General features: G+C 71.3%; 18 protein-coding genes and 1 riboswitch. Of the genes, 7 read left to right on the top strand and 11 right to left on the bottom strand.

All coding sequences use genetic code 11. The features are described from left to right. From hpaD to RKD05_RS01865, 3 genes are all read left to right on the top strand, one after another. Positions 1 to 1,146: a 3,4-dihydroxyphenylacetate 2,3-dioxygenase gene (gene hpaD, locus RKD05_RS01855; RefSeq protein ID WP_424707667.1), complete on the top strand. Its 1,146-nt coding sequence runs from the start codon at positions 1 to 3 to the stop codon at positions 1,144 to 1,146. A 122-nt stretch (positions 1,147 to 1,268) separates the two neighbouring features. Further along, positions 1,269 to 2,054: a fumarylacetoacetate hydrolase family protein gene (locus RKD05_RS01860; RefSeq protein ID WP_424707669.1), complete on the top strand. Its 786-nt coding sequence runs from the start codon at positions 1,269 to 1,271 to the stop codon at positions 2,052 to 2,054. Continuing rightward, positions 2,039 to 2,839 (top strand): HpcH/HpaI aldolase family protein, encoded by an 801-nt coding sequence (locus tag RKD05_RS01865; RefSeq protein ID WP_424707671.1) that lies wholly within the window; start codon positions 2,039 to 2,041, stop codon positions 2,837 to 2,839. Before RKD05_RS01860 ends, RKD05_RS01865 begins: the two co-directional genes overlap by 16 nt. Positions 2,840 to 2,889: 50 nt before the next feature. On the opposite strand, the gene RKD05_RS01870 is transcribed toward RKD05_RS01865, so the two are convergent. From RKD05_RS01870 to glyA, 3 genes are all read right to left on the bottom strand, one after another. Continuing rightward, positions 2,890 to 3,378, bottom strand: a complete 489-nt coding sequence (locus tag RKD05_RS01870) for a cytochrome C5 (RefSeq protein ID WP_424707672.1) — start codon at positions 3,376 to 3,378, stop codon at positions 2,890 to 2,892. A gap of 199 nt (positions 3,379 to 3,577) precedes the next feature. Beyond that, positions 3,578 to 4,462, bottom strand: a complete 885-nt coding sequence (locus tag RKD05_RS01875) for a bifunctional methylenetetrahydrofolate dehydrogenase/methenyltetrahydrofolate cyclohydrolase (protein WP_424707674.1) — start codon at positions 4,460 to 4,462, stop codon at positions 3,578 to 3,580. A gap of 215 nt (positions 4,463 to 4,677) precedes the next feature. Next, positions 4,678 to 5,952 carry a serine hydroxymethyltransferase gene (gene glyA, locus RKD05_RS01880; RefSeq protein WP_424707676.1) on the bottom strand — a complete coding sequence of 425 codons (1,275 nt, stop codon included), beginning with the start codon at positions 5,950 to 5,952 and terminating at the stop codon, positions 4,678 to 4,680. 58 nt (positions 5,953 to 6,010) lie between these two features. Continuing rightward, positions 6,011 to 6,096: riboswitch (ZMP/ZTP riboswitch) on the bottom strand. 94 nt (positions 6,097 to 6,190) lie between these two features. Here glyA and RKD05_RS01885 point away from each other — a divergent pair. Together RKD05_RS01885 and RKD05_RS01890 are read left to right on the top strand one after the other, a co-directional pair. After that, the gene (locus tag RKD05_RS01885) at positions 6,191 to 6,577 is read left to right on the top strand and encodes a YrdB family protein (RefSeq protein ID WP_022877718.1); all 387 of its coding nucleotides are present in this window, start codon (positions 6,191 to 6,193) and stop codon (positions 6,575 to 6,577) included. Positions 6,578 to 6,722: 145 nt separating this feature from the next. Further along, positions 6,723 to 8,123 carry a L,D-transpeptidase family protein gene (locus tag RKD05_RS01890; protein ID WP_424707678.1) on the top strand — a complete coding sequence of 467 codons (1,401 nt, stop codon included), beginning with the start codon at positions 6,723 to 6,725 and terminating at the stop codon, positions 8,121 to 8,123. 351 nt (positions 8,124 to 8,474) lie between these two features. Here the strand turns inward: RKD05_RS01890 and RKD05_RS01895 are convergent, their stop codons facing one another. Then, positions 8,475 to 10,694, bottom strand: coding sequence for an NADP-dependent isocitrate dehydrogenase (locus RKD05_RS01895; RefSeq protein ID WP_424707679.1), 2,220 nt, complete (start codon positions 10,692 to 10,694; stop codon positions 8,475 to 8,477). 229 nt (positions 10,695 to 10,923) lie between these two features. On the opposite strand from RKD05_RS01895, the gene RKD05_RS01900 reads away from it, so the two are divergent. Both RKD05_RS01900 and RKD05_RS01905 read left to right on the top strand, forming a co-directional pair. Then, positions 10,924 to 11,376 carry a GNAT family N-acetyltransferase gene (locus RKD05_RS01900; RefSeq protein WP_424707680.1) on the top strand — a complete coding sequence of 151 codons (453 nt, stop codon included), beginning with the start codon at positions 10,924 to 10,926 and terminating at the stop codon, positions 11,374 to 11,376. Between the two features lie 213 nt (positions 11,377 to 11,589). Next, on the top strand, positions 11,590 to 12,432 hold the full coding sequence (locus RKD05_RS01905) for an endonuclease domain-containing protein (RefSeq protein ID WP_424707681.1): 843 nt from the start codon (positions 11,590 to 11,592) through the stop codon (positions 12,430 to 12,432). 133 nt (positions 12,433 to 12,565) lie between these two features. Here the strand turns inward: RKD05_RS01905 and RKD05_RS01910 are convergent, their stop codons facing one another. The 7 genes from RKD05_RS01910 to mpaA2 all read right to left on the bottom strand — a co-directional run bounded on the left by RKD05_RS01910 (position 12,566) and on the right by mpaA2 (position 17,602). Beyond that, on the bottom strand, positions 12,566 to 13,327 hold the full coding sequence (locus RKD05_RS01910; RefSeq protein ID WP_424707683.1) for a hypothetical protein: 762 nt from the start codon (positions 13,325 to 13,327) through the stop codon (positions 12,566 to 12,568). After that, positions 13,324 to 14,052: an ABC transporter permease gene (locus tag RKD05_RS01915; protein WP_424707684.1), complete on the bottom strand. Its 729-nt coding sequence runs from the start codon at positions 14,050 to 14,052 to the stop codon at positions 13,324 to 13,326. Before RKD05_RS01915 ends, RKD05_RS01910 begins: the two co-directional genes overlap by 4 nt. After that, positions 14,049 to 14,768, bottom strand: a complete 720-nt coding sequence (locus tag RKD05_RS01920; protein WP_424707686.1) for an ABC transporter ATP-binding protein — start codon at positions 14,766 to 14,768, stop codon at positions 14,049 to 14,051. Before RKD05_RS01920 ends, RKD05_RS01915 begins: the two co-directional genes overlap by 4 nt. Then, on the bottom strand, positions 14,765 to 16,435 hold the full coding sequence (mpaP, locus tag RKD05_RS01925) for a daptide biosynthesis intramembrane metalloprotease (RefSeq protein ID WP_424707688.1): 1,671 nt from the start codon (positions 16,433 to 16,435) through the stop codon (positions 14,765 to 14,767). Before mpaP ends, RKD05_RS01920 begins: the two co-directional genes overlap by 4 nt. Then, positions 16,425 to 17,228, bottom strand: a complete 804-nt coding sequence (gene mpaM, locus RKD05_RS01930; protein ID WP_424707690.1) for a daptide-type RiPP biosynthesis methyltransferase — start codon at positions 17,226 to 17,228, stop codon at positions 16,425 to 16,427. The genes mpaP and mpaM overlap by 11 nt, the downstream gene beginning before the upstream one ends. Before the next feature lie 67 nt (positions 17,229 to 17,295). Further along, positions 17,296 to 17,418, bottom strand: coding sequence for an MpaA3 family daptide-type RiPP (mpaA3, locus tag RKD05_RS01935; RefSeq protein WP_022878249.1), 123 nt, complete (start codon positions 17,416 to 17,418; stop codon positions 17,296 to 17,298). Between the two features lie 61 nt (positions 17,419 to 17,479). After that, positions 17,480 to 17,602 (bottom strand): MpaA2 family daptide-type RiPP, encoded by a 123-nt coding sequence (gene mpaA2, locus RKD05_RS01940; RefSeq protein ID WP_022878248.1) that lies wholly within the window; start codon positions 17,600 to 17,602, stop codon positions 17,480 to 17,482. Positions 17,603 to 17,620 lie beyond the last annotated feature (18 nt).

A 17,620-nucleotide genomic window follows, 5' to 3' on the forward strand; every position in this document is an offset into this window, starting at 1 on the left:
ATGACCGACCGCAGCCAGATGACCCGCACCTCCTCGGGGTTCTTCGTGTCGCAGGAGGCGCCGATCCGGGCGGACAATCCGATTCCGGCGCCCGCCTCCCCCGCGCCCGACATCCTCCGCTGCGCGTACATGGAGCTCGTCGTCACCGACCTCGCGGCATCCCGCGAGTTCTACGTCGACGTGCTCGGGCTGCACGTGACGGAGGAGGACGACGAGGCGATCTACCTCCGATCGACCGAGGAGTTCATCCACCACAACCTCGTGTTGCGTCGCGGCGAGGTCGCCGCCGTGGCCGCGTTCTCGTACCGCGTCCGGTCGACGGAAGACCTCGACAAGGCGGTCGCGTTCTACGAGGAACTCGGCTGCGACGTCCGCCGCGCACCGAACGGCTTCACCAAGGGCATCGGGGACTCGGTACGCGTGGTCGACCCCCTCGGGTTCCCGTACGAGTTCTTCTTCGACACCGAGCACCAGGAGCGCCTGTCGTGGCGGTACGACCTGCACTCTCCCGGCGAGCTCGTGCGCCTCGACCACTTCAACCAGATCACGCCGGACGTCCCTCGCGCGGTGAGCTTCATGCAGGCGCTGGGCTTCCGCGTCACCGAGGACATCCAGGACGAGGAGGGCACCGTGTACGCCGCGTGGATGCGCCGCAAGCCCACCGTGCACGACACCGCGATGACCGGCGGCGACGGGCCCCGCATGCATCACGTGTGCTTCGCTACTCACGAGAAGCACAACATCCTGGCGATCTGCGACAAGCTCGGCGCCCTCCGCCGATCGGATGCCATCGAGCGCGGCCCCGGCCGGCACGGCGTCTCGAACGCGTTCTACCTGTACCTGCGCGACCCCGACGGGCACCGCGTCGAGGTGTACACGCAGGACTACTACACCGGCGACCCCGACAACCCCGTCATCACGTGGGACGTCCACGACAACCAGCGCCGCGACTGGTGGGGCAACCCCGTCGTCCCGTCGTGGTACACCGACGGTTCGCTCGTGCTCGACCTCGACGGCATCCCGCAGCCGGTCCGTGCCCGTACGGACTCGAGCGAGATGGCCGTGACGATCGGCGCCGACGGCTTCTCGTACACCCGCGCCCCCGAGGCATCCGGTCCCGAGTTCAAGCTCGGCAACCAGCTGTAAACCCTCCCTCCCACCCAGGCATGTCCCACTTCGTGCAGCAGACGAGCCCCGAAACGGCACAAAGTGGGACACGCCCCACCGGCACCGGCAACGCGCCCGACGCGACGCTTCGGAAGGAACCCATGCTCACCGACGAACAGATCGACGACATCGCCGCCGAACTCGCCGAGGCCGACCGCACGCACGCGGTCATCCCGCGGATCACCGCGCGGTACCCGGATGCCACGGTCGAGGACTCCTACGCGATCCAGGGCCGCTGGCGCGATACGCAGGTCGCCGCCGGTCGCACGCTCGTCGGGCGGAAGATCGGCCTGACGTCGAGGGCGATGCAGCAGGCGACGGGGATCACCGAACCCGACTACGGCGTCATGTTCGACGACACCGTGTATCGCTCCGGCGACGAGATCCCGGTGGACCACTTCTCGAACGTGCGCGTCGAGGTCGAGCTCGCGTTCGTGCTGAAGGCGCCGCTCGAGGGCCCTGACTGCACGCTCGACGACGCCCTCGCCGCGATCGACTACGCCGTCCCCGCCCTGGAGGTGCTCAACTCGCACATCGAGTTGGAGGGGCGCACGATCGTCGACACGATCAGCGACAACGCCGCCTACGGCGCGATGGTGCTCGGCGACGTGCACAAGCGCCCCGACGAGATCGACCTGCGGTGGGTGCCGGGCGTCCTCAGCCGGAACGGCGAGGTCGAGGAGACCGGCGTCGCCGCGGGGGTCCTCGGCCACCCGGCGACCGGCGTCGCGTGGCTGGCCAACAAGTTCGCCCAGCACGGCGCGCGCCTGGAGGCGGGCGAGATCATCCTGGCAGGATCGTTCACGCGCCCGATGTGGGTGTCGCGCGGCGATGACGTGTCGTGCGACTTCGGACCGATGGGAACCCTCACGTGTCGCTTCGTCTGACCCCCACTTTCCGCGCCGCCCTCGCGGCATCCGATCGTCCGCTCGCCGGTATGTGGGTGTGCACGGGGAGCACGGTCGCGACCGAGATCGCCGCCGGGTCGGGGCTGGACTGGCTGCTGGTCGACATGGAGCACAGCGCACTGTCGCTCGAGTCGGTGCTGGCGCAGCTCCAGACGGCGGCCGCGTACCCCGTGACCCCGGTGGTCCGGGTGCCGTGGAACGACCCGGTGCTCATCAAGCAGGTGCTCGACATCGGCGCGCAGAACATCATCGTGCCCATGGTCGGCTCGGCGGAGGAAGCCCGCGCCGCCGTCGCCGCGACGCGCTACCCGCCCGCCGGGATCCGCGGTGTCGGCAGCGCCCTGGCCCGCAGCGCCCGGTGGAACCGCGTCGACGGCTACCTCGCCGACGCCGCCGAGCACGTGTCGGTGACGGTGCAGATCGAGACCGTGGCCGGAGTCGAGGCCGCGGCCGAGATCGCGGCCGTCGAGGGGGTGGATGCCATCTTCGTCGGCCCCGCGGACCTGTCGGCGTCCCTCGGCCTGCTGGGGCAGCAGTCGCATCCGGATGTCGTCGAGGCGGTGCACCGCGTCTTCGCCGCGGCCCACGCCGCCGGCATCCCGGTCGGGGTGAACGCGTTCGACCCCGCGGTCGCCGAGGCGTATCTCGACGCGGGCGCGGACTTCGTCGCCGTCGGAGCCGACGTCGCCCTGCTGGCGCGCGCGTCCGAGGCCCTGGCCGCGCGGTTCGTCCGCCCCTCCCCGACCCCGCGCGGGAGCTACTGACCGCACGCGAAGGGAGCCGGACGTTCGCGTCCGGCTCCCTTCGTCACGAGTCAGTCCTCGTCGTCGTCCTCGTCGTCCTCATCGTCGTCGCTGACGATCTCGATGTCCTCGACCTCGAGCTCGGGCGTGAGCTGGACGTGCACGAGCGCGTCGGGGAACGACGTCGCGCCGGCGAAGACCACGATGATCGCGTCGGCGAAGACCCCCACGCCGACGGCCTCGAGGTCGGTGCGCAGGTCGATCTCGCTGTCGATCTCGTCGTCCTCGAGAGCGTCCTCGATCTCGGTCGCGACCTCGTCCACGATCGCACGCCAGCGGTCCTCGCTGACCGACAGGATGTCGGACAGCGACGCCACGATCGCGTCGACGTCGGGGTCGTCGACGTCCTCGATCTCGGGGTCGAGGTCGACCTCGACCTCGACGCCCGCGGCATCCAGGTGGGCGAGACCGACGACGGTGTCCTCGTCGATCGTCGGCTCGTCGAGCAGGCCGCTGTCGGTGACGCGGCGGAGGAGGTCGTTCAGCACGGAGGCAGTCATGAACAAACTCTGACACGTCTCCGCGGTCTCCGCCTCCCCGTTGCGCACGGCGCTTCGTCTGTTCAGGCGGCGTGGGTCGACGGTTCACCGTCCGCGGTCGTGCCGGGATCCGGAAGAATCCGGTCGTTGCCGTTGCGGGCGGGGACCCGGCGTCCCGAGGGCCCCGACTCTCCGGAGCGCGGGACGCCGAGTCCGCGGATTACAGGCCGGCGGCGCGCTCCGCGGCCTCGACGACGTTGGTCATCAGCAGCGCCACCGTCATGGGGCCGACACCGCCCGGGTTGGGCGAGAGGAAGCCGGCGACCTCGGCCACATCGGGGTGCACGTCGCCGTACACGCGGTTCTTGCCGGTCTCGGGGTCGACCTCGCGCGTGACACCGACGTCGAGCACCGCGGCACCCGGCTTGACGTCCTCGGCGCGCACGATGTGCTTCACGCCCGCGGCGGCGACGATGACATCGGCCTCACGCAGGTGCTTCGCCAGGTCGACCGTGCCGGTGTGCGTGAGGGTCACGGTCGCGTTGATCTCGCGCCGGGTGAGCAGCAGCCCGATGGAGCGGCCGATCGTGACACCGCGGCCGACGACGACGACCTCCTTGCCCTTCAGGTCGTAGTCGTTGCGGAGCAGCAGTTCGATGACGCCGCGCGGCGTGCACGGCAGCGGCGTCGTGATGGGCGCGTTGACGTTGAGCACGAGACGCCCGAGGTTCGTGGGGTGGAGGCCGTCGGCATCCTTCGCCGGATCGATGCGCTCGAGGATCGCGTCGGTGTCGAGGTGCTTCGGCAGCGGCAGCTGCACGATGTAGCCGTGGCAGGACGGGTCGGCGTTGAGACCGTCGATGACCGCCTCGACCTCTTCCTGCGTGGATTCGGCGGGCAGCTCGACCTGGATCGAGTTCATGCCGATCGCCTCGGACTGCTTGTGCTTCATCCCCACGTAGAGCTGCGACGCGGGGTCCGCGCCGACCAGCACGGTGGCGATGCCCGGGACGACCCCGCGCTCACGCAGCGCGGCGACCCGCTCGGCGAGCTCCGCCTTGATCGCCGCGGCAGCGGCCTTGCCGTCGAGAATCGTCGCCGTCATGGCATCCCTCTTCCTGGGTGTAAGTCGGTGCGCTGTGCTCGGTGCTCGGTGCTGTCTGCCGAGAAACGCGATTCGCGGGAGGAAACGCGCTGGCGTGGCGTTTCCCGCCGCGGATCGCGTTTCTCGCGAGGGGGGTGCCCGAACCGAGAGGACGGCGGACACCGGATGCCAGGGCCCGGCGCCGCGGAACGCGCGACGCCGGCCCCCGGCGGGGATCACTGCTGCAGGCCGGGGTACAGCGGGAACGCCGCCGTGAGCGCGGCCACGCGGGTGCGCAGCGCCTCGAGGTCGGCACCCGGCAGCAGGGCCAGGGCGATGATGTCGGCGACCTCGGTGAACTCCGCGTCGCCGAAGCCGCGGGTCGCGAGGGCCGGGGTGCCGATGCGCAGACCCGACGTGACCATCGGCGGGCGCGGGTCGTTGGGGACGGCGTTGCGGTTGACCGTGATGTGGATCTCGTGCAGCAGGTCTTCGGCCTGCTTGCCGTCGATCTCGGCCTCCCGCAGGTCCACGAGCACGAGGTGCACGTCGGTGCCGCCCGAACGGACCGCGATGCCTGCGGCCTTCACGTCGTCCTGGGTGAGGCGGTCGGCGAGGATCGACGCACCGCGGAGCGTGCGCTCCTGGCGCTCCTTGAACTCGGGCGTCTTCGCGAGCTTGAACGCGGTCGCCTTGGCGGCGATGACGTGCATGAGCGGACCGCCCTGCTGACCGGGGAAGACCGCGGTGTTGATCTTCTTGGCCAGGTCGGCGTCGTTGGTGAGGATCAGACCGGAGCGGGGGCCGCCGATCGTCTTGTGCACCGTGGTGGACACGACGTGGGCGTGCGGGATCGGGCTCGGGTGGACGCCCGCGGCGACGAGACCGGCGAAGTGCGCCATGTCGACCCACAGGTAGGCGCCGACCTCGTCGGCGATCGCGCGGAAGGCTTCGAAGTCGAGCTGGCGCGGGTACGCCGACCAGCCCGCGATGATGACCTTCGGCTTGTGCTCGAGCGCCAGGCGACGCACCTCGTCCATGTCGATGATCGAGGTCTCGGGATCGACGCCGTACGCGACGATGTCGTACAGGCGGCCGGAGAAGTTGATCTTCATGCCGTGGGTCAGGTGGCCGCCCTGGTCGAGGGCGAGGCCGAGCAGCGTGTCGCCGGGACGGGCGATGGCGTGCAGCACGGCGGCGTTCGCGGAGGCGCCCGAGTGCGGCTGGACGTTGGCGAAACCCGCACCGAACAGCGCCTTCGCGCGCTCGATCGCGAGCTCCTCGGCGACGTCGACCTCTTCGCAGCCGCCGTAGTAGCGGCGACCCGGGTAGCCCTCGGCGTACTTGTTGGTCAGCACCGACCCCTGCGACTGCAGTACCGAGACCGGGACGAAGTTCTCGGACGCGATCATCTCGAGATAGCCGCGCTGGCGATCGAGCTCGCGCTCGAGCACCTGGGCGATCTCGGGGTCGACCTCCGAGAGCGGGGCGTTGAAGTACGGATCGGTCATGCGATCTCCTTGACGATGGTTCCGGATGCCGCAGGCTCGGGCGAGTCCGCGGAGTTACCGCACCGACCCAGGCGTGCGGTCGAATACCGTCAAGCGGTCGCTCCCCGGTGGTTCCCCACCTCAACGCCAGTCGCGACGCCCTCACCCTACCCGGTTTCCCCCGCGACGCGCCCGGGAGAACGCCTCGCCCGTGAGGTATCCCGGATGCCGACCTCCCCCGCCCGCGTAAAATGGCGGGGTGACCGACACTCCCCACGTCAGCGCGCAGGCGCCCCTCGCCCCCGGCATGCGCCCGCGCCCGACCGCGGTCGAGATCGGCAGCGTGCTGTGCGGTGTCGTCGCGTTCGTGACGCTCGCGATCTGGGGCTTCACCGGCTGGCCGTTCCCGTGGAACATCGTCGCCGGCATCGGCGCGCCCCTGCTGGCGCTGCTCGTGTGGGCGTTGTTCGTGTCGCCGCGCGCGGTGCTCGCGGTGCACCCGTTCGTCCGCGCGATCGTGGAGCTGTTCGTGTACGCGGCGGCGACCATCGCGTGGTGGAGCATGGGGCAAGCCTGGATCGGGCTGATCTTCGCGATCGTCGCGGTGACGTTCGGCGCTCTCAACGGCCGTCGACGCCTGGGCTGAGCCCCCGAAGAACTGCTCTCGCGGGGCGCGCTCTGCGCTTTCCGAGCGACGTGCCGTCGGCGTAATCAGAACGTGACAAACCTCACGGCTGCGCCGAAGGGTACCCGCTTAGCATGAGAAGACTGACTTCTCGGGGGGTTCACTTATGACCGACGGCGCGAACGGCACCGACGGCGTCACCTACGCCTGGGCTCCTGCCGAGCCCGCGAAGCGGAAGAACCGCTCGGGACTCTGGATCGGCATCCCCGCGGGCGCAACCGCGGTCGCCCTGATCGCGGCGTCGCTCGTGCTCATCGCCCCCGGCGCTTCCGTCGCGGGTGTGCAGATCGGCGGCCTCACCGCCGGAGCCGCGGCGCAGGCGATCTCGGCGCACCTCGCGAACACCGAGGTGACCGTGGAGAGCCCCGCCGGCGAGGTCACCGTCAGCGGCGCCGATCTCGGCGCCACCGTGGACGCCACTGCCATCGCCGAGAAGGCGTTCGCCGACAACCCCATGTGGAAGCCGGCGTCGTGGTTCCCCGCCGGTACCGGCGTCCAGATCCAGGTCGACCCGACCACCGCGGCCGCGGTGCTGCGCGAGCGCGCGCCGGGCGCCTACCGCGCTCCGGTCGACGCGACCGTCGCGTTCGATTCGGCCTCGCAGAAGTACGTGTCGACCCCGGCCCAGGCGGGCGAGGGCATCGACATCGCCCCCGTGACCGCGGCGCTGCAGTCCGCGTTCGACGCCGGCACCCCGACCACCACGGTCCAGGCGAGCCTCGTCTCCGTCGACGCCGCCGTGACGACGGAGAAGGCCGACGCCGCCGTGACGGCCCTCAACGGCATCCTCGACACCATCGGCTTCTACATCGGCGACGAGCGCACGGTGCCCGTCGATCGGGCGACCGCCGCGTCGTGGCTCACCGTCACCTCCGACGGCAAGGGCGACTTCCCGGTCACCGCCGATCAGGCCGGCATCCAGAAGGTGGTCGACGGGCTCGCGGGCCAGGTCGACCGCGGCGCCGTCAACGCGGATGTCATCGTCGACACGGGCGGCGAGGTCATCAAGACCCTCACCGAGGGACAGACCGGACGCTCGTTGGGCGACACGTCGGGCATCGCCGCCGCCTTCGCCGCGCAGCTGGCCCAGGCGAACGGCAAGTTCGCCCTCACCGTCACCGAGACGCCGTTCCAGACGACCAAGACAGAGCGCCACATCGACGTCAACCTCAGCACGCAGACGACGACGCTGTACCAGAACGGTCAGGTGTACCGCACGTACACGATCTCGTCGGGTGCCGGTGAGCACGCCACCCACACCGGCAACTTCCGCATCGGTTGGAAGACCGAGATGCAGGACATGGGCTGCGTCCCCGGCTACGACTACTGCACCAAGGACGTGCCCTGGGTGTCGTACTTCAACGGCGACGAGGGTTTCCACGGCACGTACTGGCACAACAACTTCGGCACGCCGATGAGCCACGGCTGCATCAACATGACGATCGCCGCGGCCAAGGAGGTCTACGACTGGGCCTACCGCGGCACCGAGGTGTCGGTCCACTACTGAGCCGCTTCGCGAGAGGGCTCGGATGCCACGGCATCCGGCCCCTCTTTCGTGCGCCGGGCGCCGCCGCGCACAACTCCTGCGCAGCCGGGCGCTCGCACCCTCGGGCGGCGGGACGGGCCGGGTTGTGCCGGAGTTGTACCCGCCCGTGGCCTCGGCAGCGAGGCGGCGGACACAACGAAGGAAAACACCCAGCCCGCAGCTCCGCACGGCCGGAAACACGCGCGCCGGCCGGCACAACTCCTTCGTTGTGTACCGCGCAGGGTCCGGGCGGTCGGCCCCGCAGGATGCCGCCGGGGCAGGAACGGAAGAGGGGCGGATGCCAGTGGCATCCGCCCCTCTCGGGTCGGGCGATCAGCGCAGGGCGTCGATGATGCCGTTCAGCGTCGCGGACGGACGCATGACCTTCTCGACAAGCGCCGTGTCGGGACGGTAGTAGCCGCCGATGTCGGCCGGGTGGCCCTGCACGGCGAGGAGCTCCTCGACGATGGTGGACTCGTTCGCGGCGAGGGCCTCGGCCACCGGCGCGAAGACCGCGGCGAGGTCGGCATCCGTCGTCTGCTTCGCCAGCTCCTGCGCCCAGTACAGGGCGAGGTAGAAGTGGCTGCCGCGGTTGTCGATCGTGCCGAGCGCGCGGCCGGGCGACTTGTCGTTCTCGAGGAACGTGCCGGTCGCGGCATCCAGCGTGTCGGCGAGCACCTGCGCGCGGGCGTTGCCGGTGAAGCCGGCGTAGTGCTCGAGCGAGGCGGCGAGGGCGAAGAACTCACCGAGGGAGTCCCAGCGGAGGTAGTCCTCTTCGAGGAGCTGCTGCACGTGCTTCGGCGCGGAGCCGCCCGCACCGGTCTCGAACAGTCCACCGCCCGCGAGCAGCGGCACGATCGAGAGCATCTTGGCGCTCGTGCCGACCTCGAGGATCGGGAACAGGTCGGTGAGGTAGTCGCGCAGCACGTTGCCGGTCACCGAGATGGTGTCGAGGCCGTGGCGAAGGCGCGCAAGCGTGTAGCGCGTGGCCTCGGCCGGCGGGAGGATCAGGAGTTCGAGGCCGTGCGTGTCGATCGTGGCGAGGGCCTGGTAGACCTTCGCGATGATCTGCGCGTCGTGGGCGCGGTTGACGTCGAGCCAGAACACGGCCGGGACGTTCGTGGCGCGGGCACGGCGGACGGCGAGGCCCACCCAGTCGACGATCGCGACGTACTTCGTCTGCGTGGCGCGCCAGATGTCACCGGGCTGGACGTCGTGCTCGATGACGACGTTGCCGTCGCCGTCGACGACCTCGACGCGGCCGGCGGCGGCGATCTCGAACGTCTTGTCGTGGCTGCCGTACTCCTCAGCGGCCTGGGCCATGAGGCCCACGTTCGGGACGGTACCGATCGTGGCCGGGTTCAGCGGACCGTTGGCGATGACGTCGTCGATCACGGCCTGGTACACACCGGCGTACGAGGAGTCGGGGATCACGGCGAGCGTGTCGTCCTCTCCCCCGTCGGCGCCCCACAGCTTGCCGCCGTTGCGGATGAGCGCGGGCATCGAGGCATCCACGATCACGTCCGAGGGGACGTGGAGGTTCGTGATGCCCTTGTCGGAGTTGACGTACGACACGCGCGCGGCGGCGTCGACGGCCTTCTCGAACGCCGCGGCGATCTCGTCGCCGCCCTCGACCGAGCCGAGGCCCGACAGGATGCCACCGAGGCCGTTGTTCGGGTTCAGACCCGCCGCGGCGATCTTGTCGCCGTACTGCGCGAACACGTCGGCGAAGTACGCCTTCACGACGTGGCCGAAGATGATCGGGTCGCTGACCTTCATCATCGTGGCCTTGAGGTGCACCGAGAAGAGCACGTCGTCGGCCTTGGCCTGGGCGACCGTCTCGGCGAGGAACGCGTCGAGGGCCGCGGCCGAGAGGAACGTGGCATCCACGATCTCGCGCGGGAGGACCTTCAGGTTGTCCTTCAGCACCGTGACCGTGCCGTCTTCGGCGGTGTGACGGATGGTGAGCACGTCGTCGTGGGCGGCGACCCAGGACTTCTCGTTGCTCTTGAAGTCGTCGTGACCCATGGTCGCGACGCGGGTCTTCGAGCCCTCGGCGAAGGGCTTGTTGCGGTGCGGGTGCTTCTTCGCGTAGTTCTTCACCGCGAGCGGGGCGCGGCGGTCGCTGTTGCCCTCGCGCAGCACCGGGTTGACCGCGGAGCCCTTGATGCGGTCGTACCGCGCCCGCACGTCCTTGTCTTCCACGCTCGACGCGTCGTCGGGGTAGTCGGGGATGTCGTAGCCCTGGGCCTGCAGCTCGGCGATCGCGGCCTTGAGCTGCGGGATGGATGCCGAGATGTTCGGCAGCTTGATGATGTTGGCCTCGGGAAGCGTGGCGAGGCCGCCGAGCTCGGCGAGCGCGTCGCCCACGTGCTGCTCGGGCGTGAGGCGCTGCGGGAAGGCGGCGAGGATGCGGCCGGCGAGCGAGATGTCGCGGGTCTCGACATCGACTCCCGCCTGCGTCGTGACGGCCTGCACGATGGGCAGGAAAGACGCCGTAGCAAGCGCCGGCGCCTCGTCGGTGTACGTGTAGATGATGGTGGAATCGGGCACGTCGAATCTCTCCGTAGAGGCGGCCAGGGTTGCGCTTCAGCCTATCGCACCGGCGCAAAGTCTCTTGATGTCGAGATAGTTCGCGCCCTCTCCTGCCCGATAAACGCGATTCGCGCCAGGAAACGGCGGCACGTCGCGTTTCGCGCCGTGGATCGCGTTTATCGAGTGGATGCCAGAGCGATGGCATCCAGAATGTTGCGCGGATCAGCGGGGCGGATAGCCTGGGCGCATGGCCGACCTTCGTCTCGTCGAACTCTCCGCCTCCACGATCGTGGCGGTGAACAACCTGTCCCTGAAGCCCGGGCAGGAGCAGTTCCTCGCTCCGGTGAGCTACGGCATCGCCGCCACGGTGATGGATCCCCAGACCTCGTGGCAACGCGTCGTGCTGGACGGCGACGAGGTCGTCGGCTTCGTGAGCGCGAATTTCGACCCCGAAGCGCACGAGGAGCACTTCCGGTCGGTGCTGTGGCGGATCAACGTCGACGCCGACGACCAGGGGCGCGGCGTCGGCCGTTTCGCCCTGGGCCAGCTGCTCGAAGAGGCGCGGAGTCGCGGCATGGACCACGTCGACGTCATCTACGAACCCGGCGTCGGCGGCCCCGAGGCGTTCTTCCTCCGCGCCGGCTTCGAGCCGGTCGGCGAGACGGAGTACGGCGAGACCGTCGCCCGCGTCCACATCTGACGGCGCGCGGCGGGGCGCGGGGCTGCGGCGGCGCGAATCTCGCAGAATCACGCTTTCTTCGCAGAATCCGGGCGGAATCCTGCGAAGAAAGGGGGATTCTGCGAACATCGTGAGCTCGCGGCCGTTCCTCCACACCCGGGCGCTTCGCACAGCTATCCCCATCTGGGCTCTGAGCCCACAGAGCGGGGAGCGACGGTCGGGCACGCTCGGGACGTGGATCTTCGGGAATGGGTCATCGGCCGGGGCGGAATCGTTGCCCGTCGCGCCGCAGCGGATGCGGGCTACTCCGTCGACGCGGTGAGAAGAGCGGCGCGCGGCGGGGGCGTGGAGATCGTCCGCCGCCACTGGATCGTGGCGGGCACCCCGCCGGAGCCGCTCGTCGCGGCCGCGCGCGCGGGCGCGAGAGTCGCCTGCGTCTCCGCTGCCCGCGTGCGCGGGTGGTGGATGCCGCCAGGTCTCCCACCTACCGTCCACCTGCACCGCACCCCAGGGTCTGCGGCGACCGGGCTGCCGCCGGGGTTCTCGGGCCGCGTGCACTGGACGAAACCGATCGCGCCGACGGGGAAGGACACCCTGCTCGAGTCGGTGGAGGATTCGCTCGCCCACATCGCGCTCTGTGTGGGTCGAGAGGACGCGCTCGTGATCTGGGAGGCGGCCGCGCGGGCCGAACGACTGGATCCGGCGGCGCTCCGCCGTGTGGCGTGGCCGGGGCCCGCCGCTCGCGAACTCGCCGAGAATGTCGGCGGACTCTCCGATTCGGGGCTGGAGACGTATGTCACGACGCGGATCCGCGGGATGGGCCTGCGCGTGCGCCAGCAGGTCGTGATCGCGGGGCGGCCGGTCGACCACGTCATCGGAGACCGGTTGGTGGTGCAGGTGGACGGGTGGGAATTTCACTCCTCGTCGGCGCAGCGCAGCGCCGACATCGCTCACGACGCCGAACTACGGCTGCGTGGCTACACCGTCTTCCGGTTCTCCTACACGCAGATCGTGCACGACTGGGCAAGCGTCGAGCGGACGATCGCGCGCGCCGTGGCGGCCGGGCTGCACCTCTAGCGCCCAGGCCGCGACGAAACTTGCAGGATCGCACGAAGTTCGCAGAATCGGCGTTGAATCCTGCGAGTTCCGCGGGATTCTGCGAACTTCGCGCCGCGGCTCGCGCGAGCGCGTACCCGGAGCGCGGGCGGGGTCAGCGGAGGTCGCGGCGGAGGAACGAGGCCGCGCCGGCGGTGAGGACGGCGGCGATCCACGCGGTGGCCAGGGCCGTGGCCCCGGCCGGTTCCGGGCCGACGGCGGCGATGATCCCGAGCGGGGCGAGGTCGAGGCCGGCGGCTCGCAGGATCGTCGGCAACGGGAACCACGCCGCGACCGCGGGCCACGGCGCGGCGACCAGGAGCGCCGCGCTGAGCGACAGCGGGGCGACGAACAGCGACGGCAGGTGCGCCTGCACGAGCAACCCGATGCCGAGCCCCCAGACGGCAGCGGCCGCGCCGACGACCGGGACGGCACCGACGGCCGCGGGCTCGAGACCGTGCAGGCCCAGGGCCGCCGCGACGGCCGCGCGGCCGCCGAGCAGGGCCGCCACCCCGACGAGCGCACCGCCGAGCGCGGTGAAGGGGATCCGCGCGGCGAGGGCCCACCGCCGCGGCTGGAGGGTCGCGCGTTGGGCCACGACTCCCCCGCGTCGGTCGACCGTGTAGCGGAACGAGCCGTAGATTGCCGCCATCACCGCGGCGTACACCGCGAGGACCGTCGACAGCGGCGCCGCGATCGCGTCCTTCGCCGCGTCGGGCGCGGCGGCCACGTCGCCCGGCATGCTCGCGCCGATCGAGGCGGACAGCACGAGCGCCGCGACGCAGACCCCCGCCAGGGGCAGATCGCCGGCCGCGGCACGGGCCTGCGCGCGCAGAGCACGCCCGAGCCCGCGCGGCGGTGTCGGGGACGCGCTCATCGGAACCGCCGACGTCCGACGACCCACGCCGCGGCGGTCAGGACGAGCGTCCAGCCCAGCCCCGCGGCGAAACCGGCCCACGGCTCGAGGAGGACCGGGTGGTCGCTCGGCGACGCGAGCGCCGCGAGCGTCAGCCCCGGCGAGAAGCGGGCGACCTCGGGCGCAGACCCCAGGAACGCCATCTCGAACGCGATCGGTCCCGCCAGCACGATGGCCGCCGCGGCGTAGTAGTTACCGACGATCCATCCGACCGCGGCTCCCAGGAGCGCGCCGAGCACGGCACCGGGGAGCGCCCCGAGCACGGTCCGCGCCGCCCCGACGCTCGGGACGAACGCCAAGCCGTTCACGCCGAGGACGATGGCCGCGACGCCGCACCACGCCGCGGCGATCCCCGCCGTGAGGACCACCGCGACCCCGATCGCCGCGATCCCCTTGCCCAGGAATGCGCGCCGGAAGCCGATCTGCGCGATCGTGCGGCCCATCGAGCCGTAGTAGAACTCCCGCGTCACCCCGAAGGCACCGGCGAACGCCGCCACGACGAACGACCAGGCGAGCGGCGCCAGGAGGAGTTGCGTTGCGGTGGTGGCATCCATCGACGTCATGCGCCCGAGGGTGTCGTCGCTGGTGAGGACGATCACCGGGACGAACGCACCGAGCAGGAGGACCGCGAGCGTGTTCGCACCGCTGCGCGCGCGGAGGAGCTCGGAGCGGATCACGCCGATCACGCGTCGCGCCCCTCGACGAGGTCGAAGTAGCGTTCCTCGAGCGAGGCTCCCCCGTCGCCCGGGACGAGATCGCTCAGGGCGCCGGAGTACAGCACCGACTGCTTCAGGATCACGACCTCGTCGACGGTGTTCTCGAGCTCGGCGAGCTGGTGGCTCGAGACGAGCACGGTGCCTCCGGCCCGCGCGAACGCGCGGAGATGGCGACGGAGCCACCGGATGCCGTCGGGGTCGAGGCCGTTCGAGGGTTCGTCGAGCACGAGCGTCCGCGGCGATCCGATGAGCGCCGTGGCGAGGCCCAGCCGCTGCACCATGCCGGTCGAGAAGGTCTTCACGCGCCGGCGCGCGTCGGCGGCGAGTCCCACCTCGTCGAGGACCTCGTCGACCCGGCGCCGCGGGGCGCCGACGGCGAGGCGCGCGATCTCGAGGTGTCGGCGCGCGGTGATGCCGACCTCGAAGCCGAAGCCGTCCATCTGCACGCCGATGTGCGCCGACGGCTGCGCGAGGCGGGCGAACGGCATCCCGTCGATGAGGGCCTCGCCGCGGGTCGGGGCCGAGAGCCCGACGATCGTCCGCAGCGTCGTGGACTTTCCAGCTCCGTTCGGGCCGAGGAGCCCCACGATGCTGCCGCGACGAACCGCGAACGACACGTCGTCGACGGCGGTGCGGGAGCCGTAGGTCTTGGTGAGGTGGCGCACCTCGAGGGCGTGGTCGGTCATCGGGGATCTTTCGTGTCGGACGTCGGGGGGTCGAAAAGGGAGAGCAGGACGGACGCGGGGTCGACGACGTGCGTCGACCACACGGCTTCGAGGAGCGAACGCGAACCGAGGTGGACGACGGCGCGGCCCGACGCGGGGAGCGCCGCGACGCGTGCGTCGACGGTGCCGATCGCCCGGGCCTCCACCTCGAGCCCGCGCGCGTCGACCGGCGAGAACGCGGTGAGCGGCGCGGTGATCGTCCGCGGGGGCGCGGGGCGGGCGACTCCCCGGGCGACGACGGCGTCGGCGAGGATGCCGCTCGTCGTCAGGTCGACCGGGAGGGCGGCGGTGAGGTCCGCGTCGGCCGGTGTTCCCGCGGGGACGACCAGCTCTATGCGGTCGCCGGCGGACGTGAAGCCGAGGGTCCGCGTGTCGTCCACGGGGATGGCCGCGGCGGCGCCCACGACGGCCGCGACGACGACGACGCCGATCAGCACGAACCGGACCCGCCCGCGTCCTCGCGACCACCCGGCGACGACCCATCGGACGACGCCGACCCCGACCGCGACGACGACGGCCGTCGGGAGTACGAGCACGATGAGCGCACCGACCGGTCCCGTTCCCGCGAGCGCATGCACGGTCCGCTCGATCGCGGCCACGACGAGCGCGATCGGCACGAGGGCGCTCAGGATGCCGAAGGGGACGCTCCACCACCGGGCGAGAGCCCGCGGCCCGGGCGCGCCCCCGAACAGACCGCGACGCAGTGCGTCCGCGGCATCCGCCATCGTCCGTGCACGCAGGTTCGGTTCGTCCAGCGCGCTCATGAGCGCGATGTAGCCGTCGAACCGCACGAACGGGACGAGGTTGATCGCGACGACGGCGGCGCACGCGCAGCCGAGGACGAGCAGCGCCCGTCGCACGTCCGGATCTGGCGCGGCGAGCGCGCACAGTGCCGCCGCGCCCGCGAGGGCCGCGTGCACGGCCGGTCCGGCGAGCGCGACCCGGACGCGGGACGCGCGGGACGGGAGCCGCCAGGCATCCGTGACGTCGACGAAGAACGCCGGCCCGAGGTAGAGCAGCATCACCCCGGCGCGTCGCGGCTGCCCGCCGCCGTGCGCGAGGGTCACGCCGTGCGCCGCCTCGTGGAGGAGCGTGGCGGCCACGAGCACCAGCGCGACGACCAGGACGTCGACCAGCGGCAGCGGTGACGTCAGAGCGGCGACCACGTCCGGGGCCTGGACGCCGAGGGCGACGAGGCCCGCCACGATCAGCGCGGCCAGGGGCCACGCCAGCCACCCCTGCAGCAACGGGCGGACCAGCCGGTGCAAACGGTCGAACAGGCGCGGCGCGCGCAGCGTCGCGAACTGGATCGTCAAGGGCGGGCGATAGGTGACGCGCCCCGCGGTCCGGCGTTCCGAGCCGCGGAGGAGCCCGGCCCGGCGGAAGCGGTCCGCGAGCGCGGCGAACTCCTCGGGCGTCTGCTCGGGGGCGAAGCGTCGGCGCAGCTCGTCGAGACTCGCCCGCCCGTCCATCGCGCGCAGCGTCGCGGCGACGGTCGACGAGGCGCGCGAAACGGGCACGCCGTCCACGCTGACGAGCCAGTGCTCCCCGCTCGCCGCCGGCTCGATCCGCACGGCGTCGGCCAGCCGAGGAGCCGCGTCGTCGGGGGCGAGGGTGTCACGCGACATCCGCGGACCCGATCCGGGTGCGCAGCAGCACCATGCCCTCGCCCGAGCGGATGCCGTGCGTCAAAACCGGGATCACCTCGGGCGGCGCGAACCCCGCGTCACGCAGCTCGCCGGTCACGATCGCCTCGTCGAGGATGTGCAGGCGTGTGGTCAGCACGGGCACCCGGCCGGGCGGATGCGGCAGCGGGAGTGGCATCCAATTCACGACCCTGCGCGCTCCGTCGGGCTCGACCTGCTGCGACTGCAGATAGGCGGTCGCGCCGACCGGGATCTCGCGGTCCGCGGACTCGCGGAGCGCGGACAGCGCGCCGGTGCCCGCGACAGAGAGCACGAACGACCCGCCCGGCGCGAGGTGGCGGCGTACCGTCGCGAAGAGCCGCCGTCGGTCGGTCGCCCCGAGCAACGTGATCGAGGTCGCGGCGAGGACGATCAGGTCGAAATCGCGGCCGAGGTCGACGTCGCACATGTCGGCGACGACGACGTCGCAGGTCGTTCCGGCGGGCAGCGCGGCGCGCAGGCGCGCGAGCATGTCGGCCGAAAGGTCGAGCGCCGTGACGCGCTTGCCGGTCCGCACGAGCGGAAGCGTGATCCGTCCGCTTCCGGCGGCGAGGTCGAGCACGTCGGGTCCGACGCGGCGCGCGATGTCGAGCACCTCGCGGATCTCGGACCGGTCGGGGCCGACGAGGTCGTCGTAGAACCGGGCGCCGGCGCCGGCGTAGACGTCGCCGGGCGCGGCGACGCACCCGGCGTCGGCCAGGCGGCGACGCACGGAGTCGGTGAGCGGGGCGGTCATGGAACCTCCTTCTGGGGGGATGCGGAAGTCGAGGGGGACACGCGCCCGGCGTCTCCCCCTCGACGGGTCAGGTGGCGATGGCGACCGTCGCGCCGATGATGGCGATGATGTAGCCGGCGTGCTCCCACCACTCCAGGGGCGCGTCGAGCTCGTCGAGCTCTTCGAAGCGAAGTGCGAGATCGTTGGACATGAGTCACCTCCTCGGGTGCATGAAGGAAGGGATGCCGGGACCCCGGCCTCCCACGGATGGCTCAGGTGGCGGCCAGGGCGATGAATCCGAGGGCCACGCCGTAGCTGAAGCCGCGGAACCAGTCCCATCCGTCGTCGGGGGCGTCCAGCGCGTCGAGCTCGACGAAGTCGAGGGTGGAAGTCATGTGCAAGTCACCTCCTTC

The organism is Microbacterium sp. SLBN-111 (assembly GCF_049739645.1).
In the GTDB taxonomy this organism is placed as follows: domain Bacteria; phylum Actinomycetota; class Actinomycetes; order Actinomycetales; family Microbacteriaceae; genus Microbacterium.